Annotated in this window: 23 protein-coding genes, 2 tRNA genes and 1 riboswitch; of the genes, 14 read left to right on the top strand and 11 right to left on the bottom strand. The window is 62.6% G+C overall.

All coding sequences use genetic code 11. The features are described from left to right. Window positions 1-53: 53 nt before the first annotated feature. Entirely contained in the window at window positions 54-704 is a 651-nt protein-coding gene (locus tag ACYQ3G_RS10700; RefSeq protein WP_459825727.1) for a peroxiredoxin, read from the bottom strand. A gap of 475 nt (window positions 705-1,179) precedes the next feature. Here ACYQ3G_RS10700 and ACYQ3G_RS10695 point away from each other — a divergent pair, with 475 nt between their 5' ends. Further along, complete coding sequence (locus ACYQ3G_RS10695) at window positions 1,180-1,971, top strand: PP2C family serine/threonine-protein phosphatase (RefSeq protein ID WP_459825725.1); 792 nt, start codon at window positions 1,180-1,182, stop codon at window positions 1,969-1,971. Here ACYQ3G_RS10695 and ACYQ3G_RS10690 read toward each other — a convergent pair. From ACYQ3G_RS10690 to ACYQ3G_RS10680, 3 genes are all read right to left on the bottom strand, one after another. Continuing rightward, window positions 1,968-3,203: a glycosyltransferase family 4 protein gene (locus ACYQ3G_RS10690; RefSeq protein WP_459825723.1), complete on the bottom strand. Its 1,236-nt coding sequence runs from the start codon at window positions 3,201-3,203 to the stop codon at window positions 1,968-1,970. The two genes, ACYQ3G_RS10695 and ACYQ3G_RS10690, sit on opposite strands and share 4 nt — an antisense overlap. A 79-nt stretch (window positions 3,204-3,282) precedes the next feature. After that, complete coding sequence (locus ACYQ3G_RS10685; protein ID WP_459825721.1) at window positions 3,283-4,572, bottom strand: sensor histidine kinase; 1,290 nt, start codon at window positions 4,570-4,572, stop codon at window positions 3,283-3,285. Further along, window positions 4,562-5,245: a response regulator transcription factor gene (locus ACYQ3G_RS10680; RefSeq protein ID WP_459825719.1), complete on the bottom strand. Its 684-nt coding sequence runs from the start codon at window positions 5,243-5,245 to the stop codon at window positions 4,562-4,564. The genes ACYQ3G_RS10685 and ACYQ3G_RS10680 overlap by 11 nt, the downstream gene beginning before the upstream one ends. A gap of 103 nt (window positions 5,246-5,348) precedes the next feature. Between ACYQ3G_RS10680 and ACYQ3G_RS10675 the strand changes: the two genes are divergently transcribed. The 4 genes from ACYQ3G_RS10675 to ACYQ3G_RS10660 are packed head-to-tail and all read left to right on the top strand — an operon-like array spanning window position 5,349 to window position 10,372. After that, complete coding sequence (locus ACYQ3G_RS10675; protein ID WP_459825717.1) at window positions 5,349-7,349, top strand: LTA synthase family protein; 2,001 nt, start codon at window positions 5,349-5,351, stop codon at window positions 7,347-7,349. Next, a complete protein-coding gene (locus tag ACYQ3G_RS10670; RefSeq protein ID WP_459825715.1) occupies window positions 7,349-8,965 on the top strand; it encodes an ArnT family glycosyltransferase in 1,617 nt (538 codons plus the stop codon). Before ACYQ3G_RS10675 ends, ACYQ3G_RS10670 begins: the two co-directional genes overlap by 1 nt. A gap of 35 nt (window positions 8,966-9,000) precedes the next feature. After that, the gene (locus ACYQ3G_RS10665) at window positions 9,001-10,002 is read left to right on the top strand and encodes a metallophosphoesterase family protein (RefSeq protein ID WP_459825713.1); all 1,002 of its coding nucleotides are present in this window, start codon (window positions 9,001-9,003) and stop codon (window positions 10,000-10,002) included. Window positions 10,003-10,060: 58 nt separating this feature from the next. Continuing rightward, entirely contained in the window at window positions 10,061-10,372 is a 312-nt protein-coding gene (locus tag ACYQ3G_RS10660) for a lipid-A-disaccharide synthase N-terminal domain-containing protein (protein WP_211226260.1), read from the top strand. 260 nt (window positions 10,373-10,632) lie between these two features. Here the strand turns inward: ACYQ3G_RS10660 and ACYQ3G_RS10655 are convergent, their stop codons facing one another. The 4 genes from ACYQ3G_RS10655 to ACYQ3G_RS10640 are packed head-to-tail and all read right to left on the bottom strand — an operon-like array spanning window position 10,633 to window position 13,659. Continuing rightward, the gene (locus ACYQ3G_RS10655) at window positions 10,633-11,868 is read right to left on the bottom strand and encodes a DUF190 domain-containing protein (RefSeq protein ID WP_459825710.1); all 1,236 of its coding nucleotides are present in this window, start codon (window positions 11,866-11,868) and stop codon (window positions 10,633-10,635) included. A 13-nt stretch (window positions 11,869-11,881) separates the two neighbouring features. After that, the gene (gene crcB, locus ACYQ3G_RS10650; protein WP_459825708.1) at window positions 11,882-12,256 is read right to left on the bottom strand and encodes a fluoride efflux transporter CrcB; all 375 of its coding nucleotides are present in this window, start codon (window positions 12,254-12,256) and stop codon (window positions 11,882-11,884) included. Beyond that, window positions 12,253-12,429 (bottom strand): hypothetical protein, encoded by a 177-nt coding sequence (locus ACYQ3G_RS10645; RefSeq protein WP_459825706.1) that lies wholly within the window; start codon window positions 12,427-12,429, stop codon window positions 12,253-12,255. Before ACYQ3G_RS10645 ends, crcB begins: the two co-directional genes overlap by 4 nt. A gap of 21 nt (window positions 12,430-12,450) precedes the next feature. After that, window positions 12,451-13,659: an MFS transporter gene (locus tag ACYQ3G_RS10640; protein ID WP_459825704.1), complete on the bottom strand. Its 1,209-nt coding sequence runs from the start codon at window positions 13,657-13,659 to the stop codon at window positions 12,451-12,453. Window positions 13,660-13,756: 97 nt separating this feature from the next. Further along, a riboswitch (Fluoride riboswitch) is annotated at window positions 13,757-13,818 on the bottom strand. Window positions 13,819-14,044: 226 nt separating this feature from the next. Here ACYQ3G_RS10640 and ACYQ3G_RS10635 point away from each other — a divergent pair. The 5 genes from ACYQ3G_RS10635 to ACYQ3G_RS10615 all read left to right on the top strand — a co-directional run bounded on the left by ACYQ3G_RS10635 (window position 14,045) and on the right by ACYQ3G_RS10615 (window position 19,222). Next, on the top strand, window positions 14,045-15,319 hold the full coding sequence (locus ACYQ3G_RS10635; protein WP_459825702.1) for a double-cubane-cluster-containing anaerobic reductase: 1,275 nt from the start codon (window positions 14,045-14,047) through the stop codon (window positions 15,317-15,319). Beyond that, the gene (locus ACYQ3G_RS10630) at window positions 15,316-16,089 is read left to right on the top strand and encodes an acyl-CoA dehydratase activase (RefSeq protein WP_459825700.1); all 774 of its coding nucleotides are present in this window, start codon (window positions 15,316-15,318) and stop codon (window positions 16,087-16,089) included. Before ACYQ3G_RS10635 ends, ACYQ3G_RS10630 begins: the two co-directional genes overlap by 4 nt. Window positions 16,090-16,418: 329 nt before the next feature. After that, a complete protein-coding gene (locus tag ACYQ3G_RS10625) occupies window positions 16,419-17,945 on the top strand; it encodes a L,D-transpeptidase family protein (RefSeq protein WP_459825698.1) in 1,527 nt (508 codons plus the stop codon). A gap of 41 nt (window positions 17,946-17,986) precedes the next feature. Next, on the top strand, window positions 17,987-18,547 hold the full coding sequence (gene mepK, locus ACYQ3G_RS10620) for a peptidoglycan L,D-endopeptidase MepK (RefSeq protein WP_459825696.1): 561 nt from the start codon (window positions 17,987-17,989) through the stop codon (window positions 18,545-18,547). Between the two features lie 201 nt (window positions 18,548-18,748). Beyond that, a complete protein-coding gene (locus tag ACYQ3G_RS10615) occupies window positions 18,749-19,222 on the top strand; it encodes a DUF192 domain-containing protein (protein WP_459825694.1) in 474 nt (157 codons plus the stop codon). 106 nt (window positions 19,223-19,328) lie between these two features. On the opposite strand, the gene katG is transcribed toward ACYQ3G_RS10615, so the two are convergent. After that, a complete protein-coding gene (gene katG / locus ACYQ3G_RS10610; protein WP_459825692.1) occupies window positions 19,329-21,521 on the bottom strand; it encodes a catalase/peroxidase HPI in 2,193 nt (730 codons plus the stop codon). A gap of 716 nt (window positions 21,522-22,237) precedes the next feature. Here katG and ACYQ3G_RS10605 point away from each other — a divergent pair. After that, entirely contained in the window at window positions 22,238-22,888 is a 651-nt protein-coding gene (locus ACYQ3G_RS10605; protein WP_459825690.1) for a DUF2959 domain-containing protein, read from the top strand. Between the two features lie 224 nt (window positions 22,889-23,112). Continuing rightward, entirely contained in the window at window positions 23,113-23,727 is a 615-nt protein-coding gene (locus ACYQ3G_RS10600; protein ID WP_459825688.1) for a four helix bundle suffix domain-containing protein, read from the top strand. A gap of 163 nt (window positions 23,728-23,890) precedes the next feature. On the opposite strand, the gene ACYQ3G_RS10595 is transcribed toward ACYQ3G_RS10600, so the two are convergent. Both ACYQ3G_RS10595 and ACYQ3G_RS10590 read right to left on the bottom strand, forming a co-directional pair. Further along, window positions 23,891-23,967: transfer RNA gene (locus ACYQ3G_RS10595), tRNA-Asp, on the bottom strand. 12 nt (window positions 23,968-23,979) lie between these two features. Then, window positions 23,980-24,055, bottom strand: a tRNA-Val gene (locus ACYQ3G_RS10590). Window positions 24,056-24,221: 166 nt separating this feature from the next. Between ACYQ3G_RS10590 and ACYQ3G_RS10585 the strand changes: the two genes are divergently transcribed. Beyond that, on the top strand, window positions 24,222-24,884 hold the full coding sequence (locus ACYQ3G_RS10585) for a class I SAM-dependent methyltransferase (protein WP_459825686.1): 663 nt from the start codon (window positions 24,222-24,224) through the stop codon (window positions 24,882-24,884). 71 nt (window positions 24,885-24,955) lie between these two features. After that, window positions 24,956-25,510 (top strand): hypothetical protein, encoded by a 555-nt coding sequence (locus ACYQ3G_RS10580; protein WP_459825684.1) that lies wholly within the window; start codon window positions 24,956-24,958, stop codon window positions 25,508-25,510. Window positions 25,511-25,538: the final 28 nt, after the last annotated feature.

The raw sequence follows: 25,538 nt of genomic DNA, 5'->3' as shown, positions 1-25,538 counted from the left end.
GTGCCCATCCATCGCCCTTCTGGCGTTGCGACGGGCACCGTCTCATCCCTGCGCTATTTCTTCAATTCCTTGTGGCAGAACCACCAGTCGTAGCATTCGTGTTCTTCCATGCGCTTCTTCGCATCCTTTTCACTGGTCGCCGGGGGAATGATGACCCGGTCGCCGATGAGCTCGTTCCGGGGCCACCCTGCCGGTATCGCGCCCTGCTTGTCCGAAACCTGCAAGGCCTTCACCGTGCGGACAATCTCGTCCATGTTCCGGCCGATCTCCTGCGGATAGTACATGATCAGCCGCACCTTGCCCTCCGGGTCGACGATGAACACGGCCCGCACGGTGTTGCTCCCCTTGCCGGGATGCAGCATCCCCAGCTTCATGGCCACGGCGTCATTGGCCGCAACGATGGGGAAGCTGATCTCGACGTCCAGCTCGGACTTGATCCACTGCACCCACTTGATGTGGGAAAAGACCTGATCCACGGACATGCCGACCAGCTCGCAGCCGAGGGCCTCGAACTCTGCGTACCGTTTCTGGAAGGCCACGAATTCGGTGGTGCAGACCGGCGTGAAGTCGGCCGGGTGGCTGAAGAACACGAACCACTTGCCCTTCAGGTCCGCGGGGAGGTTCATGGGACCGTGGGTCGTCTGAACCTTCAGCTCGGGAAACCGGTCTCCGAGCAACGGCATGCTGACTTTTGCGTCTTCCATCGATTCATCCCCTTGTATTCCGTCTGATGCGCAGTCCGCACGGCGACGGGAACCGTGCAGGACGGGAGCGTCCAACGCTCCGCTTCTGACTGATGCGTATCGTTACTGGCATACCATATTGTGACCGGGCTGCAGAAACAAATTGCAAGTACCAATTGTCTGAAACTGTCTGTATCGATTCAGTAGATACCGGACATGCGTTGTCGGAGACTCAAACCCATGAGATTCACCGACTGGAGCGTCCAGGCTGACGTCGGCTATCCGTTGACGCCGTGCACCTTGAGCCAAGCGCATCGCCACCCGTACGTCATCGCGAGGCGTCTTCGCCGTGGCGATCCATCCAGCCCGCCTTTACCCCCCCCAAAAAATACCTGGAATAGATCTTTTCGATGGTGCCCCGGCGCATGCATCGCATCAATCGTTTTGACAGACCCCTCGGATTGCATTCACAGGCTGAGAGCAGGAACACGCCGCAATGCATATCGAACACATTCTCGAACAGGGCTCCGGGCCCCGCAACGAAGACTGCCTGATCATGGACGGCAGCATCTTCGGCGTGTTCGACGGAGCCACCAGCCTGGACGGGGCCTGTTTCGGGGACGGCGAAAGCGGCGGATTCATGGCCTCTACCATCGCGGGACGGACGTTCCTGCGCAACCACCAGCCCCTGCTGCGCCTCGGTGTCGAGGCCAACGACGCCATCAGGGGCGGCATGGAGTCGCGCCGGGTGGACGTCTCGCGCCGCCGATCGCTGTGGAGCACCAGCGCCGCCGTGGTCCGGCTCCGGGACGGGGTCGTCGAGTGGTTCCAGACGGGCGATTGCCAGGTGGTCTTCATGGACGGGGACGGCGGCTTCAGGTTGCCGGCCGCCAGGGAGGACCACGACTACCCGACCCTGTGCACGATCAGGGAGCGCGGCCGCTTTCACCCGGAGGTGCAGGCGCTGATCGAGACGGTGCGGGAAGGCATGAACCGCGACTACGGGGTGCTCAATGGGGAGAGGGAGGCCGTCGGCTTTTTCCGCGCGGGTGCGGAGCCGGTCGGCGGCGTGAAGAGCGTGCTGCTGTTCACCGACGGGTTGGACGTGCCGTGCACGTCCCCCGCGCGGCGCAAGGACTACTCATGTCTGGTGGGCATGGCCCGCGAACTCGGCCTGCAGGGGCTGCGCGACCATGTGCGCGGCCGCGAGGCGGCCGACCCCGACATCGAACTCTACCCGCGCTTCAAGAAGCACGACGACATCGCCGCCATCGCGATTCATTTCTAATCCTTTGCTTGAGCTTTTAGGGCATTTCCATACACCGCCTCTACGCGGGCGAAGATGCCCGCCCAGCCGAAGGGCTCCGTGGTTCTGCGGACATAGTCCCGGTCGATGTCCACTCCCCCCGTCACATCCGCGATGGCCTCCCGCAACGCCTCGGACAGCCGCAGCTCAAGCAGCGGCTCGTCGGCCTTGAACGGCCTGTCCACGGTCTCCAGGGGCGGCAACTCCAACATGCGCACCATGGGCGGCGGCGACTGTCCGAACAGCTCCCTGGAACCGGGCAGGTCCGTGGTCACGATCCGGCAGCCGCAGGCCATGGCTTCCAGCAGGACCAGCGGCAGGCCCTCGAAGAACGAGGGCAGCACGAAGATGTCGCTTTGCCGCATGAGGCCCCCGAGTTCCCGGTGGGACAGAACGCCGTGAACCGTGACCCGGTCACCGTGCTCGGCGGCCAGCCGCAGGCACAGGTCCCGTTCCGCCCCGCTCCCTCCGCCCACCAGATGCAGGTGCCACGGCGCCTCGACCTGGCGCAGGCTGCGCAGGAGCCAGGGCACGCCCTTGGAGGAGTCGAGCTTGCCCGCGTAGAGCAGGTGCACCCGGCCGGGAATCCGGCCCCGGTCCTCGGAGAAAAAACACAGTTCGTTGTACCCGCCGCTGACGACATCCACCCTGTCGGGGTCGACGTCCAGCAGGTCCACAATCTCCCTTTTCTGCTGCCCGAAGAGGGCTATGATGCGGTCGATGCGTTGCAGCTGTCCGATCAGGGAGCGCCCCAGGTCCGGGCAAAGGCGGTGCTGGCGCAGGCACGACCCATGGCAGGTGGTCACCAGGGGGATGTGCGGCGCGGCCTCGCGGGTTTCGGCCGTGACCATCCAGAGGTGGTTGCTGTGGATGACGTCCGGCTTGAAGTCGGCCACGGCGGCAGCGACGATCCTGCGGAAGGCCGCCCTGTACTCGATGACCTGCAGCCTGGTCAGGGAGGAGCAGACCGTGCTGGGGTACGGCATGACGTCGCTCATGCCCATGACCGGGAAATCGAGGTCGTGCCCGTCGAAACGGAGCAGTTTTACGTGCCGCGGCGCGATCAGTTCGGCCGGCACCGCGAAGTCCGCGGAGACCCCGGCCACGAGGAACGGCTCGTGCCCCCTGGCGCGGCCCTGCAGGATCATTTCCTGGACGTATTTCCCGCTGCCCGTGAAGTCCGGCTTCTGGCTGAGGACGTGGAGGATTTTCATGGCCTGCGTCCAACGCTCCCTGCACTGTCCCCGTGACGAGGTGCGGGTTGATTTTGATCGTTCCCGGGGGTGCACAACCTCATCCGTTTCGGGCCTCATCCATAGCCCGGGACGCGCCGAACGAAATCCTGAAACACGCCCCGGTTTCCTGACAGCTCGTGGCCGCGATCTCCCAGCCGTTGTGCTCGCAGATGCGTTTGACCAGCGACAGCCCGAGCCCCAGGCCTTCGCCCCTGGCGGCAGCGCCGCGCACGAAGGGTTCGAAGATGCGGTCCCTCTCATGCTCGGGAATCCCCATGCCCGTGTCTTCGACCCGGAAGCCGTCGCGTTCCAGGACGAGACGCACCGTGCCGCCGGCCGTGTAGTGCAGCGCATTGCGCAGCAGGTTGGCCATGACCGTGCGCAGGAAGGTCGGGTTGTGACCGGCCGGGTCCGCCCCGTTGTCGAGCAGCTCGAAGGACAGTCCTTTGGCGCGGATCGCCGGTCCCCACAGCTCTGCCTGTTCCCGCGCGACCTCGGCCAGCGTGGCCGCCTCAGCGTCGTCGGCCGGGCCTGACCGCGCGAGCAGCAGGAATGTCCGGACCAGGTCGTTCATGTCCCGCGCGGACCGGGCCATGCGTTCGACCTGCCCGCGCTGGCCGTCCTGAAGCGGCTGTTCGAGCAGCAGTTCGCACGATGTCGAGATGACCATCAGCGGCGTGCGCAGCTCGTGGCTGACGTCGCTGGTGAAGAGGCGCTCGCGTTCGATGGACCGGCGGAGACGGCCGAGGGTCGTGTCGAAGGCGGCCGCCAGATGCCCGATCTCGTCGTCCGCATAGTCCGGGGCCAGCGGGGCCGTGCTGGTGTCGAGCTGGTCCGGGTGCCGGACCTGTCCGGCGAGCCGGGCTACCGGCGCCATGACCTGCCGGGCCATGACCACGCCAAGGCCCCAGGACAGGACGATGCACAGCAGAAAACCCGCCAGGACCACCGAGAAGAGAATCTTCTCCCTTTCCTCGAAATCCCGTTGGTCCTGCAGAAGCATGTACCGCGCGCCGTTGGCCTCCAGGACGTAGACGTAGGTGCCCTCGTTCTCCTCCTCGATTTCCGTGAACCCCTCGGGATAGTCTGCGAAACGCTCCGGGATTGGATGATCGGCCGAGTTCGAGGCGTAAAAGCGGGTTCGGGCGTCGAGGCGTGGCTCCCTGCCGGCCTTGATGTCCTCGTGGAGGACCATGTTCAGCTTGCCGCGCAGTTCTTTTGTGATGAGCTGGTCTTCGACGAAATGGACCACTGCCACGATGCCCAGGGAGAAGGCGCCGCTGACGACCACGGTCATGAGCACGAAGGCGATGACGATGCGCCGGGAAAAGGGGAGCCTAGAGGTCATCGGACGTCTCCGCCAGGCGGTACCCGATGCCGTGCACCGTGTGCAGCAACGGCGAGCCGAAGGGCTTGTCCACGATCTGGCGCAGCTGGTGGATGTGGCTGCGCAGGCTGTCGCTGTCGGGGCAGTCGTCGCCCCAGAGCTCACGTTCCAACTCCTCGCGGCGAACCACGGCCGGGCTTTTGCGCATCAGGATCTCCAGCAGCTTCAGCCCGAAGGGATGCGGCTTGAGCGTTTTCCCCGCGCGGCGGACCTGCAGGGTCTCCACATCGAAGGAAAGGTCGCCGACCCGCAGCTCGCGGTTCCGCCCCCCCCTGCTCCTGCGCAGCACGGCCTGGATGCGCGCGTGCAGTTCGGACAGGGCGAAGGGCTTGACGAGATAGTCGTCGGCACCGGTTCCGAACCCGCGGATGCGGTCGTCCAGGGTGTCGCGGGCCGTGAGCATGATGATCGGGACGTCGAGCCGGGCGTCCTCGCGCAACCGTCTGCAGATCTGGAAACCGTCGATGCCGGGCAGCATGACGTCCAGCACGATCAGGTCGTAGGTCTGGGTTGCGGCCAGGTGCAGGCCTCCGAGCCCGTCCTGGGCGCAGTCGACGCTGTACCCCTTGAGCTGGAGGTAATCGAGCACGTTGGCGAGGATGTCGGGGTTGTCTTCAACGATCAGGATGCGCATGGATGCGGGCCTTGGATTGGGGTTTCACGAATTTTTCACGACGGCACGACATTAAGCTCACGACCGGACGGGTAGCACGGGGCAACACCATGGAGGAATGCACATGTCCCTTGTACGATATGCCCAGGTTCGCTGTTTGGCCATCATCCTGGGCGCCTGGCTGGCCGTTTTTTCTCTGACACGCCTCGTCTTGCTGGCAAGTCATCTGGGCGATGTCAATGCCGGCGTGATCGGCATGCTGGGCATCTTCGGACTCGGCCTGGTCCATGACCTGAGTTTCCTCAGCTATGCGGCGCTGCCCATCGCCCTGCATTTCGCCCTGTGCCCGGCATCGGTCTGGGAATCCGGGTGGCACAAGGGCCTGCTGCGCGGCCTGATGGGGGTCAGCCTTTTCGTCATGCTCTTCACGGCCGTCTCGGAATGGCTGTTCTGGGACGAGTTCGGCGTGCGCTTCAACTTCATCGCCGTCGATTATCTCGTCTATTCGAACGAAGTCATCAACAACATCCTGGAATCGTATCCCGTCTATCCCCTCCTGGCCATGCTCGTCGTGCTCTCGGCGGCCGGGGTCGCCCTGTCGGGCAAGGTCATGGACAGAGCCTTCAGGGCGCCCCAGCTGTCGCGGCGCGGTCGTTGGCTGCTGCTTGCGAGCGTCGTCGGGACGAGCCTTCTGGTGACCGCCTTCGCGGGGCAGGATTTCGCCGCAGGCGGCAGCACCATGCAGCGCGAACTCGCGGCCAACGGCCCGTTCCAGTTCTTCGCGGCGTTCCGCAACAACGAACTCGACTACGCCCAGCTCTACGCCACCCTGCCGGACGAGGAAGCCGGGGCGTTGCTGCGCCGGGAGGTGACCGAACCCGGCGCCCGCTTCGTCAGCGACGACCCGCAGGACATTCGCCGCAAAATCGACAACCCGGGAGCCTTCCGGCGCATGAACGTCATTGTCGTCACGATCGAGAGTTTGAGCGCGAAATATCTCGGCTGTTTTGGCGATGAGCGGGGCCTGACCCCAAATCTGGACCACCTCAAATCCGAGAGTCTCTTTTTCCGCAATTTCTACGCGACTGGCACACGCACGGACCGGGGCCTTGAGGCCATCACCCTGTCCATGCCCCCGACCCCCGGGCGCTCCATCGTCAAGCGCCTGGGACGGGAATCCGGGTACGCGAGCCTCGGCCGCCAACTGGAAGCGCGGGGTTACGACAGCGTCTTCCTGTACGGCGGGCGCGGCTATTTCGACAACATGAACGCCTTCTTCGGCGGCAACGGGTACCGCATCATCGACCAGACGAGCGTTCCGGAGGAGGAAATCACCTTCAAGAACGCCTGGGGCATGTGCGACGAGGACCTTTACGCCCAGGCCCTGCGGCAGGCGGACATCGACCACGCCGTGGGCAGGCCGTTTTTTCTCCAGCTCATGACCACGTCCAACCACCGGCCCTACACCTACCCCGAAGGCCGCATCGACATCCCGTCGGGGTACGGCCGTGAGGGGGCCGTCAAATACGCGGACCACGCCATAGGCGCATTCTTGAAAGAAGCGCGTCACCGCCCTTGGTTCGGGTCCACGGTTTTCGTCTTCGTCGCGGACCACACGGCGAACAGCGCCGGCAAGGAAGACTTGCCGGTGGAGAAGTACCGCATCCCCCTCTTCATTTTCGCGCCCGGAATCATCGAACCGCGTGACGTGCCGAAATTGGCCAGCCAGATCGACCTGGCTCCGACCCTGCTCGGCCTGCTGAACCTCGACTACACTTCGACCTTCTTCGGCAGGAACGTGCTGAGCGAGGATGCCGCAGAAGGCCGGGCGCTCATCGGCAATTACCAGCATCTGGGCCTCTTTGACGGGCGTAACCTCGCCATCCTGAGTCCGAAAAAGGGAATTCGCCGCCACGACGACGCCCTGGGCCTGAGCGACGAATCGGCCGGCAGCGAGCAGGACCCTCTCGTGCGTAGGGACATCGCCTACTTCCAGGGCGCAAGCCACATGTTCCAGTATGGCCTCCTGCGCTGGTCCCCTGACGCCATGTTGAAGGCGGACGACGGGGAAACGTCGCCAACAGGCGCCGCCACGCTCCCGTCGCCGACGCACAAGGAGGGCTGATGACTGCAGATCGATCTCGCCTGATTCCTTTGCTTGGAGTCCTGATCGGCCTGGCGCTTCTGCTGTACGCCACACTCTTCGCGCACCGTGACGTGCTCGGCGTGGACATCATGGAGGCCCGCAACCTGATCACGGCCCGGGAAATGATCGAGACGGGGCATTGGTTCCTGCCCACGCTGCATGGGGAGCCGCGCCTGGCCAAGCCGCCCTTGCCGACCTGGCTCACGGCCGCGGCCATGCTCACCGGCAACGAAGGGCAGGACACGGACCTGTCCGTGAACCGCATACCGTCGGCCCTGGCCGGATTGCTTCTTGCTGTATCGCTCTTCGGGCTGACCCGCCACTGGACCAGGAGTACGGCCGCCGCCGCGTGGGCCACGGCCTTTTTGGCCACCAGTTACATGTTCGTGCTCATGGCCCGGCGCAACAGCTGGGACATCTACTGCCACGCCTTCATGCTGGCCGCCCTGTGGGGCGTGGCGGTGATTGTCGACTCGCCCGTTCCCAGAAGAAAATTGACCGCAGGGACGGGGCTGCTGCTCGGTCTGTCCGGCCTGAGCAAAGGGCCGGTCAGTTTCTATGCCCTGCTGCTGCCCTTTGCCGTATCCATCCTCTCGACAGGCGGCTGGAAAGGGGTCCGGGCGCACGGGAAGGAACTGGGTTTGGCTCTTGGAATCGGCATCGCGCTGTCATCCGTCTGGTTTGCGGCCGCCTGGCTGGCCATGCCGCATGACTTCTCCCGCATGGTGGCCACGGAGCAGGCGGCCTGGCTTGTGGAACATACCAAACCGTTCTGGTTCTACCTGCAATTTCCGCTCATGACGGGAATCTGGGTCCTGCTTGCCTGCGCCGCGCTTTGGCCGGGTCATGCGCGCCCGCTGATCGACCCGTTGCTGCCGTACTGGCGTCCGGTGATGTGGAGCCTCGGCTGCGTCCTGCTGCTCATGATCGTACCGGAAAAGAAGGACCGCTATCTGTTGCCCGTCCTCGTCCCGCTTTGCCAACTCATGGGCGTCTACGTGACGGGCTTGCTGCGCGACACGCACAAAGGCGGGCGTTTGGGACGCGTGCTCGTACATGCGAACGCCGCGCTTTTCGGGCTCGTATGCCTTGCCGTACCAATGGCGCTGATTTGGCTGCGGCCACGATTTCCCGCCCTGGACGGTCTTGAACTGGCCGCAGTCACGCTGGCGGCCGTGCTGGCTGCGGCGCTTCTGTACCGGCTCTGCCGCTCGCAGCATCTGACGGCTCTATTCATGGCCGAGTTCTCGATTCTTGGCATGTGCGGCCTGGCGCTGCCGGCCCTTGTTCAGCCCGCCGCAGGGGACATGTCCATGCCTCTCGCGGAGATCCGCTCTTTCACCGCGGACGGACCCGTCTTTTCCGACAGATCCCTCAAGTTCCAGGACGCGTGGGTCATCGGCAAGAAGCCTTTGGAACCTGATGAGTGCTCCAGCATTGAACTCCCTGACAAAATTTACTTTGTTTCGCGCAGGGACAATCCTGCTCTGCCGGATATGCTGCAGGGGTATGAGCCTATGGAGCGATTGGCTGTGTCCGATTTTTCAGGGCAGAACATGTATTTTGTCACTCTCAAACGTCATAATACGGAATAGTACGATCTTTTTCCGTCACATTTTCCGAGAAGATGATGCACACATTTTATAGACGCTATTTCGTATTGACCATGATTGTGTTGTATGTACTCGTCGCCGGTATCCAAATATATGCCTGTGTCGTGACATACGTCGCACGTCAGGCTGCGCTCCCTCAAAATTTCGGAAATTTTGAAAGGGTGCGTGCATCCTTGCCCGCATCCGATCCGGAAAATCCGTTCACCTTCGTGGTGGTCGGCGACCCACGCAGCACGGGCACCTTTGAAGGCTTGGCCGAGGATATCAACAAAGCCCGGCCGGATTTTGTCGTCATTCTCGGCGACTGGGTCGACGGAGGTTCCATGGATCAGCACACGTATTTCAAGCGGGAATCTGCGGAATACAATTTTGCCTGCCCGGTCTTTTTCACGCCTGGCAATCATGATGTTGATCCGGAAAAATATCCTTTAGCCGCGTTTGAAAAGGACTACGGACCACGAAATTTTTCATTTGTGTACAATGACAATATATTCATCTTCATAACTCATCTCGACAGCAGATTTTCCAACAATGAATCCTTGGAATATCTCCGATCACTGGACACGCGGACATTAGCATCATACCGCAATCGTTTCGTCTTTATGCACATACCGCCATGGGTTTCGCCGGACATCAAGGAACGCCATACCGCGGATGAAAAAACATTCATGCAGATTTTTGAAAAGTTAAAGATAGATTACGCCGTGGCCGCGGATTTTCATGGCTATAACCGCACACGGTTGAACGGAGTGGAATATATCATAACAGGTGGAGGAGGATCTCATCTCCATGAATCTCAAGGACGACAGTTCCATCACGCCCTTGCGTTGACTGTCGGAAAAGACATGGTATCAGAAAGAATTTTGCCGGCATCCGCACACTTTGATTTTGACGACTGGGCTGAATTGAATTCAATCGTCCATATCGGGCCATTCTTGTTTAGGCATCCTGTAATCATATTACTGGCGAACGCTTTGTTTCTATTTATTTTATTTAAAAATTTCAAATCAATCTATTAAATTTTGTAAAAAAATTTTCTATATGTCCTTCGTCGCAATGGAGGAATAAACTCAAACAATGTCTATATTCAGTGGATATGTCATGGAAATATCATCACAGTTCTGGTTGCTGGCAATTGGTTTTATCGGACAGTCCCTTTTTTTCATGCGCTTCTTCTGGCAGTGGATTGTCTCTGAAAAAGAGCGCCGCAGCGTAATTCCCGTCAATTTCTGGTATTTCAGCCTGTTTGGCAGTTTGTTCCTCCTCGTTTACGCGATTCTCCGTCGGGATATTGTCTTCATCATTGGACAATCCACGGGTTTCATCATCTACTTCCGCAATATTTTTCTTATACGACACGAAAAAAGAAAAGCCTGCGCCATGTCCTAGCCATCATCCACGCCTCACAGTTGGAGGAATCCCTGCCTATGCAACGCGAGGTAGGCGTTCTTCAGTATTTCTACTTGAAGGAAGCTCTGGCGATGCCTCCGTTGGGAACTGGTAGCGCCTGACTCGGACTGTCGGGTTGCCTCGCAAATCAGGGATTTCGAGGACATCGATGCCGAATTGTCAGTCGCATGTGGGTCTCGTTTGGCTTGAACAAGCCGGTCGCCATGAATGACAGATGCCGCGCATCGAATACCGGGACTTCAGCCCGCCAGGCATTTCAGCACGGTGTCCCTGTCCACCATGCCCAAAAGCCTGCCGTCGCCGTCCACGACCAGAATCCGCTTGACCTTGCGCTCGGTCAGGGTGCGGATGACTTCGGTCAGGGGCATTTCGGGATGGATGGTGATGCTGTCCGTGGTCATGACATCCCGCGCTGCCCCCTGTATATCCGGCTCTGCACCTTCTTTGCGGGAGAGCGCGGCGATGAGGTTTTTCAGGACTCCGGGCGCGTTTTTACGGGCGAAGTCGTTCAGGATGTCCCGGTCGTGGACCAGTCCCATGACTTTCATGTCCTCGTCGACGATGACCACCCTGCGCAGGGGCGAGGCCAGGATCTGATCCAGGATGGCCGGGAGCGCGGTGTCGGGTTCCGCAGTGGGCACGTCGCGGAACATCACGTCTGCGGCCGTGCCGCGAGCCGTGTCGGGCAGAACGTCCAGATGCCCGGCCACGACGGACGCATGGCCGATGGCCCGGAGCACGTCGGCCCGGCTGACGATGCCCATGAGCGTGCCGTCGTCGGCCACGACCGGGAGGCGCTTCATGTCGCCCTTGGCCATGAGCTGCACCGCGTCGCAGACCTTGGTCTTGATGTTCAGGGTCTGCACCGGCGAGGTCATGATGTCGCCGGCCACGAGGTTTCTGAAATCAAGGCAGCGCACATGTTCGTCCCGCATGGCTGCCGGCAGGCTGCACTGCGCGTCGAGGCTCAGCGGCATCCCGCCGCGCGAGAGGAGGTCGCCGCCGGTGATGATGCCCCTGATCGTCTTGCCCTCGAGGACCGGAACCGCCTTGACCTTTCTCTGCAGCAGCAGCTCGACCACTTTGGCAAGCGGGGTCGAGGGCGAGACGATGGCCACGTCCTCGGTCATGACGTCGCGAATGCGCAGCGGCAGGTGGAAGACAGCCTGGGCCTCGCTGACGACGATGCTCCCCTCGTCGACCATGGAGTCGGCCACGGGCAGGAAGGCGTCTATCCGGTCTGGCCTGTCGACGATCTCGACCACGACGGGCAGGTCTTCCGAAAGGCGCAGTATCTTGGCCGTATGGATGAGGCTGTTGGCCCCGAAGCCCATGAATCCGCGGCAGACGGTCGCTCCGGCCATTCCCCTTTGCCGTGCCGTCTCGACGATGACCTCGTGCAACAGCTTTCCCTGAAAGCGGGCCGACTCGCCCATGAATATCCGCATGACCTTCACGCTGATCAAGGAATGCATACAGGTCCCTCCATTAAATGATTCTGCCCAGACCCGAGCCCAGATAGAGGGCCGCGAACCCGACGATGTTCTGCCCGATGACATTGAGGGCGAGCTTGAGCCACTGGCCGTCGTTCAGGATGCCGCCGCTTTCGAAGATGAAGGTCGAAAACGTCGTGAACGCGCCCATGAAGCCCGTCAGGATCAGGATGCGCGCCTGTGCCGACAGGAAACCTCGTTCCTCGGCCAGGATCGTGAACAGGCCGAAGAGGAAGCATCCCGTGATGTTCACGGCCCAGGTGCCCCAGGGGAAGTCGCGCCCCAGGATGTCGTAGGCCAGGCCGGACAGCCAGTAGCGGCTCAGGGTGCCGCAGGCCCCGGCCAGGGCGATCAGCAGGATTTTCGTCATGGATTCCTCGTTGAAAGCATAGTGTCACTCTCCTCAATTCGCCACGCCGCTGTCGGCAAGGGAGGACGTGTTTCCAGGGCGGCCATACCGAGCATGTGGGCGCCCTCGTCCCGCCTGCGGCTGACGGAAAAATGCAGTTCGACCGTAATTTCCCGCAACTCATTGACGCTCATGGCGTGTCCTCCCCTCCTCTGCTAGACCGCGGCCCTGATTTTCGGACGAACCGCCAGGGCGACGATGACGGCCAGAAAGGCCGCCGAGCCGCCGAGCACGAACGGCGCGCGCGACCCGATCAGATCCCAGCACAGTCCGGCCGTGACGCTGCCGGCCAGCATCATGAGCCCTACGCCCATGTGGAAGATGCCCATGGCCGTGCCCTTGCGGTCTTCGGGTATCCGGTCGCGGATGAGCGCGCGGCCCACGCCTTCGGTCAGCCCCATGAACAGCCCGTACAGGGCGAAGAGCCACCACACGTCCCCCATGCCCGCGTTGGCCACGCCGAGATAGACGAAGCCGTACAGCGTCCAGCCGGTCAGGATCATCTTCCAGCGTCCCATGCGATCGCTCAATATTCCGAGCGGGTAGGCGCTGATCGCGTACACGAGGTTGAAGAGCAGGTAGGCCATGATGGACTGCGTGTCGGTCAGGCCGAGGTCCTTGGCGCGCAGGATGAGGAAGGTGTCCGAGGAGTTGGCGAAGGCGAAGACCAGGAGCGGGGCGAGGGTCAGCCAGAAGGCCTTGGGCAGTCCGGACCAAGGCTTGCCTGTGAACAGGATGTGGGTCTGGGAAGGCGCGCAGGCTGGTGCTTTGGCCGCCTCGCGCAGGCGGAAGGTAAGCCATACGGCGGCAAGGCCCGGCACTGTGGCGATGAGGAAGATGGTCCGGTAGTGGCCGGGGAGCAGGAAGAGGAGCATGGTGGCCAGCAGCACGCCGATCATGGCCCCGGCCGTGTCCATCATGCGGTGGAAGCCGAAGGCCTGGCCACCTCGGGACGCGTCCACGGCGTCGGCAATCAGGGCGTCCCTGGCCGTGGTGCGCAGCCCCTTGCCGGTGCGATCCACGGCCCGGGCCAGCAGGATCATGGGCCAGGAAAAGGCCATGGCCATGAACGGCTTGGATATCGCCCCCAGCCCGTAGCCCCAGCGGATGTACGGCACGCGCCTGCCCAGCTTGTCGCAGTGCCAGCCGGAGACGCCCTTCATGATGCTGACGATGACCTCAGCGATGCCTTCGATGGCCCCGAGCACGGCCACGGGCGCCCCGAGCACTGCGGTCAGGAAGAGCGGAACCACGGGGTAAACCATTTCCGAGGCCACATCCATGAAGAAACTGACCCAGCCGAGGCGCTTGACCTCCTCGGGCAGGGCCGTGCGCGCACTGAATGTATTGTGTATGAGGCTCATGCCGTTCTCCTTGAATTACGGTCAAGGCAGGACCGGCCAAAAAAAACCACGACTGGGCGTGGTATCGTCGGACCGCAAAATTCCTACCATCGCTGCTGCAAATGGAGGAGTCATCAGCGGCCATCGCGGTTCAAGGGGGACTCCATCCCCGCCGTGAAAGGTATTCCGAACGTATTGTCGAGTAAAGCTTAATTTCAGCGTCCTGTCTGCCGAATCCTCCACTGAGGCGCCGGTATGCGTCGGATTGAACGGCGCGGGTCCGGGCAGAGGCGCACACGCTATCGGCATTGCCGATTCCGACACGATGGACGCATTGAATATCGTGATTTGCCTCCCGTTCCGCTTTCCAGCAAAGAATGAAAAATTTGACACGGAGGAAGCTGTGATGAGCGAAGCGTACCGGGAAATGTGGGAGAACCTGAATCTGGATCTGGCCGCCCATGACGGGCTTCTGTCGGTGCTGGGCAAGTTCTACGGCGACATCTACATGAGCCAGCAGGGGCGGCTCAAAGGGATGGAGTACCTCGATTTCGTCCTGTCCGAGGTGCACGGCCTGCGCATCAAGGAATTGCAGGACGCCAAGGCCCAGGGGCGCAAGATCGTCGGCACCTTCTGCGTCTTCGTGCCCGAGGAACTGGCCCTGGCGGTCGATGCCGTGCAGGTCGGCCTGTGCGCCGGGGCCGACGCGGGCCGCGAGGCGGCCGAGACGCTGGTGCCGCGCAACACCTGCGCGCTGATCAAGTCTTTCATCGGCTTCAAGCTGGCGCGGCTGTGCCCCTACACCGAGTCCTGCGACCTTATCGTCGGCGAGACGACCTGCGACGGCAAGAAGAAGGCCTACGAGGCCTTCGCCGAGCACGCGCCCATGTACATCATGGAAGTGCCCCAGACCAAGACCGAATCGGCGCGTGCCCTGTGGAAGGCCGAGGTGCTGCGCTTCATGGGGAAGCTTGAGGAACTGACCGGGAAAAAGGTCACGGCCGAAAACCTCGCCGCGGCCATAAAGACCGTCAACGACCGCCGCCGCGCCCTGCAGCGCCTGAACAGGCTGCGCGCAGCCGTGCCCGCGCCAATCTCGGGCCGCGACGTGCTGCTCATCAATCAGGTCAGCTTCTACGACGACCCGGTCCGTTTCACCGCGTCCATCAACGCCCTCTGCGATCAGCTCGAAGAGCGCATCAAGGCCGGCGAAGGCGTGGCACCCAAAGACGCGCCGCGCGTCATGCTCTCGGGCTGCCCCATGGCCGTGCCCAACTGGAAGCTGCCCTACGTCATCGAGAGCTCCGGCGCGGTCATCGTCGGTGAGGAATCGTGCATCGGCACGCGCAACACCCGCGACCTGACGGACGAGTCCGGCCGGACCCTCGAAGATATGATCGACGCCCTGTGCGACCGCTACATGAAGATCGACTGCGCCTGCTTCACGCCCAACGCCGAGCGCCTGGACAACGTCGAGTCCATGGCCCGGGACCTGAAGGTCGACGGCGTCATCCAGTACGCGCTCATGTTCTGCCAGCCCTACGCCCACGAGGGAATCAAGGTCGAGAAGCGGCTCACGGCCGGCGGCATCCCGAGCATGTCCCTGGAGACGGACTATTCCATGGAGGACGTGGAGCAGCTCAAGACCCGCGTCGAGGCCTTCCTGGAAACAGTGAGATGATCCTGGGCATCGACATCGGCTCGCGATCCATCGAGGTGGTCGGCATGGCTGGGGGCGAGGTGGTGGAAAAACGCCGCGCCCCCACCACCTTCAACCCCGTGGCCCAGCTGCGCGCGCTCCTGGACGGCCTTTCGGCGCGCCAGGCCGTGGCCACGGGCTACGGCCGAAAGCTGGTCCAGGACCTGGACCTGGGTTATCCGGTGGAGACCATCACCGAGATCAAGGCCCACGGCCACGGCGCCGCGCATCATTTCCCCGAGGGACGCACGGTCCTCGACATCGGCGGCCAGGACACCAAGGCCATCGCCCTGCTGCCGGGCGGCCGCGTGGGCAAGTTCGAGATGAACGACCGCTGCGCCGCAGGCACGGGCAAATTCCTGGAGTACACGGCCCAGATCTTCCAGATCCCCGTGCAGGAATTCGGCCTCTACGCCCTGGGCGGCGACGAACCGCCCATCATCAACTCCATGTGCACGGTCTTCGCCGAGACCGAAGCCACATCCCTCATGGCCCAGGGGGTTCGCCCCGAGAACATCGCCCTTGGCCTGCACCTGTCCATCGCCCGCCGCACGGTGAACATGCTGCAGCGCGTCGGGCTGAATCTCCCTCTCGTGTTCGTCGGCGGCGTGGCGCACAACCCGTGCATGCGCAGGCTGCTGGCCGAACAGACGGGCACCGTCGAAGGCGGGACCCTGCTCGTCCCGGCAGAGCCGGACATGACCGGGGCCCTGGGAGCGGCCCTGTGGGGACAGACGTTGGTTCGCGGCTGAGTCCCCAATAATCTCCTGTTACGGGCTCTGACCAAGCGTGCGCAACGGCAAGCCGAACGGTCGGCAGATTCTGGGCCGATGCCCATTTTCCTTGCCTTCCGGTTGCGTTCTGACTTGCGAGGGCTGTCCTGCGACGCGCCCATGACGGGCCCCCCCCGTTCTGGCCGATTGCCCTTCCTCAAAAAAATACCTACATATCAAGAAACGTTACCACCCAATCCCCGGATGACGACGCGTTTCGCGAAGCCCGGTTTGGAGCCGCCAGTTTGAAGACCGCATTTCGCTTATCCCGTGTCACTGTACCCCCGTGTTTCCTGCTGTCCTGCTCTTTGCTGTTGGCACTCGCCTTCTGCGCGACGGCTTTCGCGGCCGACGGGCTGCTCTGGTTCGACCAGGGGCGGCCAACGGAGCAGGCCCGGCAGGCCGTGGGCATTCTGGCCCATGCCGCGGACGATGGGCTCGACCCGGCGAATTACGATGCCGGGAGACTCGGGAGGGACGTGGCGGCCGCCGACAGGGACCCGGGTTGGACGGACGAGGCGCGAAGCCGGCTGGACAAGGACCTTGCAGCGGCCATGCGCCGCTACCTTTCGGACCTGCATTACGGCCAGGTGGACCCGCGCCTGATAAGCGAGAACTATTCCTCCAGCGCCAAAACCTTCGACGCAGCCAAGGTTCTCGGGGACGCCGTCCGCGGGAAGAAGCTGATCGAGGCCGTGGCCAAGGCAACGCCGCCCTTCCCGCTCTACGCCGAGCTCCGGCAGGCCCTGGCCCAGTACCGCAGGCTCGCGGCGGACACGGCCCAGACCCCCCTCTGGAAAACCAAGCTGCCTCCGCTCCCGGACAAGAAGCTCGAACTCGGGCAGGTTTACGACGGGTTGCCCATGCTCATCCAGCGCCTCGAAGCCCTGGGCGACCTCCCGGCGGATTCGTTCATCTCCACGCAGTACTCAGGCGAGGTGGCCAAAGGCGTCATGGCCTTCCAGGAGCGCCACGGGCTGGAACCCGACGGTGTCATCGGCCGGCAGACCATCGCCGCCCTGGACGTCGCCCCGGCGGCCCGCGTGCGGCAGATCGAGCTGACCATGGAGCGGTTGCGCTGGACCCCGCTGCTGAAAGCGCCGCGGGTCATCGTCGTCAACGTGCCCGAAAACTATCTGGAAGCCTACGAAGTCAAGGGCGACGAGATCGAGCTGAAGACCCGCATGCGCGTCATCACCGGCACCGCTCCGGACAACCGCACGCCCATCTTCGACCTGGAGATGACGGCCATCGAGTTCAGCCCGTACTGGAACGTACCCTACTCCATCGCCAGCAAGGAGCTCGTCCCCGAACTGCGCGCCTACCCGAACCGGTTCGACCGGCAGGGGTTTGAATTCGTGTCCGGCAACGGCGTCATCAGCCAGTTCTCCTACGCATCCCTTGATGCGGTCATGCGCGGGGAAATGCGTATCCGCCAGCGTTCGGGCCCCAAGAACGCCATGGGCCCCATCAAGTTCGTCATGCCCAACAAAGACAGCATCTATCTCCACTACACGGCCTCGCCCCGCCTCTTCGAGCGCTATCGCCGGGATCTGAGCCACGGTTGCGTGCGCGTCGAGCAGCCGGTGGAGCTTGCGAAATTCGTGCTCCGCAACCAGCCCGAATGGGATGAGGCGCGCATCATGGCGGCCATGGATTCCGGCGAGGCCTACACGCTGTCTCTGCGCGAACCGGTCAGGGTCGTCATCGCCTACAAGACGGTTAAGGTCCGGGACGACGGGCAGATCCTCTTCTTCGCCGACGTCTACGGCCAGGACAGGCTGCTGGACCGGGCCTTGCGCGGGATCAAGGACACGGCGAACCGGGGGATTTGACCTCTGCGTTTTTTTGGGACACAAGGGCTCCCGTGAAACACATGACGCATTCCCGCCGTGATTTCCTAGGCAGCCTCGCCAGGCTGGCGGTGGCCGGCGCCGCCGTCACATTGTCGCCCTCCGCGCTGGCCGCGGCCGCCATGGCCGTCCAGCCGAAGTCGCGCCGCCTCTGCTTCGAGCACACCCACACCGGCAAAAGCCTGGACATCGTCTACGCCGTGGGTGACCGCTACGTGCCCGACTCACTGGCCAAGCTGAACGCCTTTCTCCGCGACCACTATTCCGGCCGCATCGGCCACATGGACCCCCGGCTTTTCGACCTCCTCTACCGCCTCCGGCTGACCCTGGACAGCAAGCGGCCCATCGAGGTCATCTCGGCCTTCCGCACCGCCGACACGAATGCGGAACTTCGCCGCAAAGGCCATGGCGGCGTGGCCAAGAAAAGCCTGCACATGGAAGGCAAGGCCATCGACCTGAACATCCCGGGCGTGTCCCTGGCCGACCTGCGCGACGCGGCCAAGGGCTTGCGCAAGGGCGGCGTGGGCTACTACCCGCGGGACGGTTTCGTCCACGTGGACACGGGCCCCGTGCGCACCTGGTAAAGACCAACGACATTCCTTCGAACCACGTCAGGGTGATCCCGGCCGGCAGGCCCCGATCACCCTTTCCGTTTCTGACCCCCAGGACCATTGCGCCTGCGCCGGAAAGCATCTACCTTTGCTCAATCTTCAGCCCCGCTCCTGAGCGCGGCGGTCCATTCCCCACCAGCCGGACGGTGGGCCCGAACATTTCGGGAGGAACACGTGACCAGACTCGCCATCGCATGCCTCGTTCTTGCCCTGCTGCTGCCGCTGTCGAGCGCCGGAGCCCAGGGCCAGGCGACGGCAGGACAGCCGCAACTGGGTCTCCCCCGCGGGGACATCATCATCGGCGGCCACGCCGTGCAGGTCCAGGTCGCCGGGACGGACGAAGCCCGCCAGACCGGCCTCATGTTCCGTGCGCACATGCCCGAGGACGAAGGCATGCTCTTTGTCTACGATTTCCCGCGGGTGCGTTGCATGTGGATGCAGAACACTCTTATCCCGCTGACGGCGGCATTCCTCGATGGCGGCGGCCGCATCCTGGGTTTTGCCGACATGGAGCCGCTGACAACGCAGGCCCACTGTTCGCCCGAGCCGGCCTCGTTCGTTCTGGAAATGAACGAAGGATGGTTCGCGCGCAGGGGCGTGGCAGCAGGAGACAAGATCGACCTGCGGGGAATCGGCTCGCAACCCTGAATTTCGGGACGGACAGACCGGATTCTCCTCGAAACGGAAAGGGACGGTGACAAAAACGGCCCGGCGAAAGGCATCTTTCGCCGGGCCGCTTGTCATGGTGACGTGATCAGGCGAGATCGAAGCGGTCGAGGTTCATGACCTTGTCCCACGCGGCCACGAAGTCCTGCAGGAATTTCTCCTGCGAATCCGCGCAGGCGTACACTTCCGCCACGGCCCGCAGCTGCGAGTTGGAGCCGAAGACCAGGTCGACGCGGGTGCCGGTCCACTTCAGAGCGCCCGTGGCGCGGTCGCGGCCCTCGAACACGCCCTCGGCCCCCGGCGCGGGCTTCCATTCCGTGGCCATGTCCAGCAGGTTCACGAAGAAGTCGTTGGTCAACGTTCCGGGGCGGCTGGTGAAGACGCCGTGCGGGGACTGCCCGAAGTTGGCGCTCAGGGCGCGCATGCCGCCAACGAGCACCGTCATCTCGGGCGCGGTCAGACCCAGCTGCTGCGCCCGGTCGACCAGCAGTTCCTCGGCCGAAATCGAATACCGGCCCTTGAGGTAGTTGCGGAAGCCGTCGGCCATAGGCTCGAGGACGGTGAAGGACTCAACGTCGGTCTGTTCCTGGGTGGCGTCGGTCCGGCCGGGCGCGAAGGGCACGGCCACGTCGTGGCCGGCGTTCCTGGCGGCCTGCTCGATGCCCGTGCACCCGCCCAAGACAATGAGGTCGGCCAGGGAGACCTTCTTGCCATCGGTCCGGGCAGCGTTGAACTCCTGCTGAATCTTTTCGAGGGACTGCAGCACGGCCTTAAGCTCCGCAGGCTGGTTGACATCCCAATCCTTCTGGGGCGCCAGGCGGATGCGCGCCCCGTTGGCGCCGCCGCGCTTGTCGGAGCCGCGGAAGGTGGAGGCCGAGGCCCAGGCCGTAAGGACCAGCTGCTGGACCGTCAGCCCCGCAGCCAGGATTCTGGCCTTGAGATCGGCGACATCCTTGTCGTCGACGAGCTTGTGGTTCACGGCGGGCACCGGGTCCTGCCAGATCAGCTCTTCGGCCGGGACATCAGGGCCGAGGTAGCGCGAACGCGGGCCCATGTCCCTGTGCGTCAGCTTGAACCACGCACGGGCGAAGGCGTCTTCGAATTCTGCGGGGTTCTCAAGGTAGCGCCTGGAAATGGGCTCGTAAATGGGGTCGAAGCGCAGGGACAGGTCGGCCGTGGTCATCATGGGCCGGACCTTCCTGGACGGGTTGTGGGCATCGACGACCATGTCCTCGGGCTCCACGTCCTTGGCCAGCCACTGGTTCGCCCCGGCCGGGCTCTTGACCAGCTCCCACTCGTACTTGAACAGGACCTTGAGGTAGCCCATGTCCCAGGTGGTCGGGTTGGGTTTCCAGGCGCCCTCGATGCCGCTGCCGATGGCGTCGCCGCCCTTGCCGCTGCCAAAGGAGCTCTTCCAGCCCAGGCCCTGCTCCTCCAGAGGCGCGGCCTCGGGCTCCGGGCCGACATGAGTGGCCGGCCCCGCTCCGTGGCACTTGCCGAAGGTATGTCCGCCGGCCACCAGGGCCACGGTCTCCTCGTCGTTCATGGCCATGCGCGCGAAGGTCTCACGGACGTCGCGGCCCGAGGCCACGGGGTCGGGGTTGCCGTTCGGGCCTTCGGGGTTGACGTAGATGAGCCCCATCTGCACCGCGGCCAGGGGGTTCTCCAGGTCGCGTTCGTCGGAGTAGCGCTTGTCGCCCAGCCATTCGCTCTCGGAACCCCAATAGATGTCCTGCTCCGGCTCCCAGACGTCCTCGCGGCCGCCGCCGAAGCCGAAGGGCTTGAGGCCCATGGACTCGATGGCGCAGTTGCCGGCGAGGACCATGAGGTCGGCCCAGGAGATTTTTTTGCCGTATTTCTGCTTGATGGGCCACAGCAGCCGCCGAGCCTTGTCCAGGTTGACGTTGTCGGGCCAGCTGTTCAGGGGCGCCAGGCGCTGGGAGCCCGAACCCGCCCCGCCGCGGCCGTCGCCGGTGCGGTAGGTGCCCGCGCTGTGCCAGGCCATGCGGATGAAGAGCGGCCCGTAGTGGCCCCAGTCTGCAGGCCACCATTCCTTCGAGTCGGTCATCAGGGTGATGAGGTCCTTCTTCACGGCCGTGAGGTCGAGTTTCTTGAACTCCTCGGCGTAGTTGAACTTCTCCCCCATGGGGTTGGACTTGGACGAATGCTGGTGCAGAATGCCGAGGTTAAGCTGGTTCGGCCACCAGTCGCGGTTCATCCTGCCGCGTCCGGACGCTGCGGGGTTGGTCTTTCCCGTCACGGGGCACTTGCCTTCGCTCATGGTCGTTCTCCTTTCAGGTTCGGGTTTGCACTGTGATCTGCTTTATCGAAAAGTGGAAAGGCATCGACGCGGTCGTCACGATGGCCGTTCGCAACCTGCTGGAAATTAGAAATTCTGAGAACGGATACCACATTCAGGAATAAAAGTCGCCATCTCAGACGCACCGTATCGTATCGACACATTTCACGGCATTGCTCCGGTTACAGGAAGGCACGGATCAGCCACGCTCAAATGTTCAAATTCAAGACTCAAGACGTAAAGCGGCCATTGATTGAGCAGCGTTATAGGATCAAAATTCTTTCCTGATGGAATATCATGTAATAATTTTATTTCAAAATTTCAATTAGTTGCATATTTACGGCGAGAATGTCCTACACGGCAGTCTGTTGCTGTCAGACATGCATCCAATGAAATTATCGGTTTTTTTAAAACCATAATTTATTTAGTAATGGTTATCAACAAAAATAAACTATAGAACGAACCAAGTTTCAGGCCCGGCCGGGGCGTGGATTGGGGCAATGCCAACGGAAGAGCAGGCACTGCGCGAGTAGCGAACAGGATGTACGGACGACAGGCGACGGCGCGCCCCTCCATGGAAGCAGCTCGGCTTGGCAATGGCATTTCCTTAATGGTTTCGGAATAATATGCTTGGCAATTTGCCGATGGCGGGTTATTTTTGCGATATTTTTTTACCCGGAAAGCAAAGGAAGGCTCCCATGCCCCAGCTCATCAAGTCGATCATGCTCCTGCTCTGCGTGGTGTCCATCGCCTCCTGCCAAAAGGCCTACTTCAACGCCATGGAAAAGGTGGGCGTGCACAAACGCGACATTCTCGTCGACCGCGTCGAGGAAGCCCGCGACTCCCAGGCCGAGGCCAAGGAAGAGTTCGCCAGCGCCCTCGAGCGCTTCGCCAGTGTCGTCAACTTCGACGGCGGAGAGCTCCAGACGGCCTACGACCGTCTCAATGCGTCGTACGAAACCTGCAGGGATCAGGCGGACACGGTCTCCCACCGCATCGACAAGGTCGAGGAGGTGGCCGAGGCCTTGTTTGCGGAATGGCAACAGGAGCTCTCCCAATACTCCAACGCGAACCTCCGCAATCAGAGCGCCAACCAGCTGCGCGCCACCCAGATCGAGTACAAGAAAATGCTCGCGGCCATGCGCAGAGCCGAAAAAACCATGCCGCCGGTCCTCGACGTGCTGCGCGACCAGGCCCTGTTCCTCAAGCACAACCTGAACGCTCGCGCCGTCGCCGCCATCAGGACAGAACTCGCCACGGTCCAGCGCGACGTGAGTTCCCTCATCACCCAGATGGAGCGCTCCATCTCCGAAGCCGAACAATTCATCAGCCAGATGCAGAAAAGCTGACATCGCGAGCTGGGGCTGGCCGGCTCGATCAACGGTGAGGGCCCCGTCTTCGTGAGGGCCAAAGCATTCAAGCCGGGAGCGTGAATCTCTCCCGGCTTGAATGCTTTGCGCCGGTACGTGCTTATGTGCATTCATTGGGAAATGGGGGGCGGTAGGAATGGACTTTATGGACGGGATGGACGTTATGGACGGCGGGCGAATTGCTTGAAACGGGAGGGGGTGCGGTGGAGCCGATCATTGCCAGGCATGGCGGGTACAGGAAGCTGAAGAGCTTTCAGCTGGCAAGGTTGTGCTACGACGTCACGGTGCGGTTTTGCGAGCGCTATATCCCATCCGGCAGCCGTACCCGTGACCAGATGGTTCAGGCGGCTCGCAGCGGGGTGCAGAACATCGCCGAAGGCAGCGCGGCCAGCGGGACCTCGAAAAAGACGGAACTCAAGCTGACCAGCGTGGCCCGGGCCAGCCTGGAGGAACTGCGCCTCGATTACGAGGACTTTCTGCGCCAGCGCAACCTGCCCATGTGGCCCGCCGCCGACCCGTGTCGCGCCTCCCTGATGGCCCGGCGCTGCCGGAACGCCGACGAAGTGGCCGACTGGGTCCGGGGAGTTCGGGACGATGCGCTGCGGGCAGAGCGACACGGCGCCTGCAGCAACGCAGCGGCACCGGGCTACCCCGAAATCGCAGCCAACGCGGCCCTGACCCTCATCGGAGTAACCTGCGCCCTGCTGGATCGCCAACTGGCCGCCTTGGCCCAGGCCTTCGCGGAAGAAGGCGGTTTTACGGAGCGCCTTTACCGCGTGCGATCAGCGCAGAGAAGAAGAAAAGGGAAAATGGACTGAATGGACGAGATGGACGTTATGGACCACATGGACGAAAGCCTTTGCGCTGATCACCCGCCAGTGTCCATCTCGTCCATAACGTCCATCTCGTCCATTATCCTCTTCCCCAACCCACAAAAGAAAAAGAGCTTGAAGTTTTGCAACCTCAAGCTCTTGATTTCTATGGCGGGGCCGATGGGACTCGAACCCACGGCCTCCGGCGTGACAGGCCGGCGTTATAACCGTCTTAACTACGACCCCGCATGGTCTTCGTGGTGGGCGGTACAGGGATCGAACCTATGACATTCGGCTTGTAAGGCCGACGCTCTCCCAGCTGAGCTAACCGCCCTGTCCCGTCCAACGAGAAACTGTCTCTATAGGGACGGCCGTCCGTTGTCAAAGACTTTTCCGCCATGCTGAAAAATCTTCTTCGAAGGCCCCCGAGCTTTGCTCTTTGCCGCTTGTGTACTATTGCGAATGCAGGACTTTCACCGGCTAAGCACCCGCAGGAACCCATGAGCGACCCGAAAACAGCGACGATACTTCTGGCCAAGGCCTACGCCGACAAGGGCGATCCCGATGGATGGTTCGAGGAGTTCTATGCCCGGGCGGGCGGCGAAATCGAAAAAATCTACTGGGCCGACCTGGAGCCCAACCCCCTGCTTCTCGACTGGCTCGACGCGCACCCCGCTCCGGCCGGACGACGGGCCGTGGTGGTCGGGTGCGGGCTGGGCGACGACGCCGAAGCCTTGCGGGAGCGGGGCTATGATGTTGTCGGGTTCGACATCTCCCCGTCTGCCGTCGAGATGTGCCGCAGGCGCTATCCCGACAGTTCCGTGGAGTATGTCGTGGCCGATCTCTTCGACCACCCCACGCCGTGGCGGCGCGGCTTCGATCTCGTCTACGAGTGCAACACCATCCAGATTCTCACGGGCGACAACCGGCGCAGAGCCCTGAACGCCATCGCCGAACTGGCAGTACCCGGCGGCGAGGTCGTCGTGTCCTGCCGCAGCCGCGAGAGCTACGACAACTCGCAGACCTTCCCCATCGCCCTGGACCGCCGCGAGATCGACGGTTTCGTGCGCGCCGGTCTGACGGAGGTACACTTTCTGGCCTACGACGACCACCAAAACCCGCCCGTGCCGCACTTCTTCGCGGTGTACAGGCGTCCGGCCTGAGCATTGTCCAAGCCGACCGCTCAGGATACCGTGCCCGCGGGCGGACGAGCCCATCCCAAGGAGGTACGAAAATGAAATACGCTCTTTACGCACTCCTGGTCATGTTTCTGGCCTCATGCGCCCCCAAGCCCGCAGTGCCTCCCGGCAAGCCCATCCCGCCCGAAAAGGCGTACATGGAGGAACGCTTCAAATCCAAAGACGCCGTCGACAGGGTGTCCATCGCCGGGACCGGGACGTCCTTCTACTACGACAGGCGCCTGTGGACCGTGAAGAGCGATGAAGGCTCGCGCATCGAGTTCAACGCCCGCAGGTTCACCAACGCGCAGATCTTCTCCTACGACCAGGCCGTCCCGATGACGGACATCTACAGGAAGCTGGTGGAAGACTACGGACTCAAGGAGGCGCAGCTTCTGGAGTCCGAATTCATCCGGGTCAACGGCGAGGTGGTCGTCGCCAACAAGATCGAGGGGAAGTACGGGCGCAAACAGGTCGTGATCCTGAGCTACGGGTATTCGGACAAGGGCCGCACGGTCATCCCCCACGCTCATATCTACAAGAGCATGCTGCGGGACGAGACGGAAGCGGAGATCGTGGATTTTCTGAACGGATTCGTTGCCGGGAAGTAGGCGGCCGCACACGCGCTGCAAGCGAATT

The sequence above is a fragment of the Desulfomicrobium salsuginis genome, from assembly GCF_054657795.1.
The sequence above is the reverse complement of the archived record's forward strand: the minus strand, read 5'-3'. Positions and strand labels throughout refer to the sequence as shown.

Bases quoted from the DNA above. Each gene is read 5' to 3' on its own strand.
- ACYQ3G_RS10700 (WP_459825727.1), bottom strand. From the start codon at position 704: ATGGAAGACGCAAAAGTCAGCATGCCGTTGCTCGGAGACCGGTTTCCC.
- ACYQ3G_RS10695 (WP_459825725.1), top strand. From the start codon at position 1,180: ATGCATATCGAACACATTCTCGAACAGGGCTCCGGGCCCCGCAACGAA.
- ACYQ3G_RS10690 (WP_459825723.1), bottom strand. From the start codon at position 3,203: ATGAAAATCCTCCACGTCCTCAGCCAGAAGCCGGACTTCACGGGCAGC.
- ACYQ3G_RS10685 (WP_459825721.1), bottom strand. From the start codon at position 4,572: ATGACCTCTAGGCTCCCCTTTTCCCGGCGCATCGTCATCGCCTTCGTG.
- ACYQ3G_RS10680 (WP_459825719.1), bottom strand. From the start codon at position 5,245: ATGCGCATCCTGATCGTTGAAGACAACCCCGACATCCTCGCCAACGTG.
- ACYQ3G_RS10675 (WP_459825717.1), top strand. From the start codon at position 5,349: ATGTCCCTTGTACGATATGCCCAGGTTCGCTGTTTGGCCATCATCCTG.
- ACYQ3G_RS10670 (WP_459825715.1), top strand. From the start codon at position 7,349: ATGACTGCAGATCGATCTCGCCTGATTCCTTTGCTTGGAGTCCTGATC.
- ACYQ3G_RS10665 (WP_459825713.1), top strand. From the start codon at position 9,001: ATGCACACATTTTATAGACGCTATTTCGTATTGACCATGATTGTGTTG.
- ACYQ3G_RS10660 (WP_211226260.1), top strand. From the start codon at position 10,061: ATGTCTATATTCAGTGGATATGTCATGGAAATATCATCACAGTTCTGG.
- ACYQ3G_RS10655 (WP_459825710.1), bottom strand. From the start codon at position 11,868: ATGCATTCCTTGATCAGCGTGAAGGTCATGCGGATATTCATGGGCGAG.
- crcB (WP_459825708.1), bottom strand. From the start codon at position 12,256: ATGACGAAAATCCTGCTGATCGCCCTGGCCGGGGCCTGCGGCACCCTG.
- ACYQ3G_RS10645 (WP_459825706.1), bottom strand. From the start codon at position 12,429: ATGAGCGTCAATGAGTTGCGGGAAATTACGGTCGAACTGCATTTTTCC.
- ACYQ3G_RS10640 (WP_459825704.1), bottom strand. From the start codon at position 13,659: ATGAGCCTCATACACAATACATTCAGTGCGCGCACGGCCCTGCCCGAG.
- ACYQ3G_RS10635 (WP_459825702.1), top strand. From the start codon at position 14,045: ATGAGCGAAGCGTACCGGGAAATGTGGGAGAACCTGAATCTGGATCTG.
- ACYQ3G_RS10630 (WP_459825700.1), top strand. From the start codon at position 15,316: ATGATCCTGGGCATCGACATCGGCTCGCGATCCATCGAGGTGGTCGGC.
- mepK (WP_459825696.1), top strand. From the start codon at position 17,987: ATGACGCATTCCCGCCGTGATTTCCTAGGCAGCCTCGCCAGGCTGGCG.
- katG (WP_459825692.1), bottom strand. From the start codon at position 21,521: ATGAGCGAAGGCAAGTGCCCCGTGACGGGAAAGACCAACCCCGCAGCG.
- ACYQ3G_RS10605 (WP_459825690.1), top strand. From the start codon at position 22,238: ATGCCCCAGCTCATCAAGTCGATCATGCTCCTGCTCTGCGTGGTGTCC.
- ACYQ3G_RS10585 (WP_459825686.1), top strand. From the start codon at position 24,222: ATGAGCGACCCGAAAACAGCGACGATACTTCTGGCCAAGGCCTACGCC.
- ACYQ3G_RS10580 (WP_459825684.1), top strand. From the start codon at position 24,956: ATGAAATACGCTCTTTACGCACTCCTGGTCATGTTTCTGGCCTCATGC.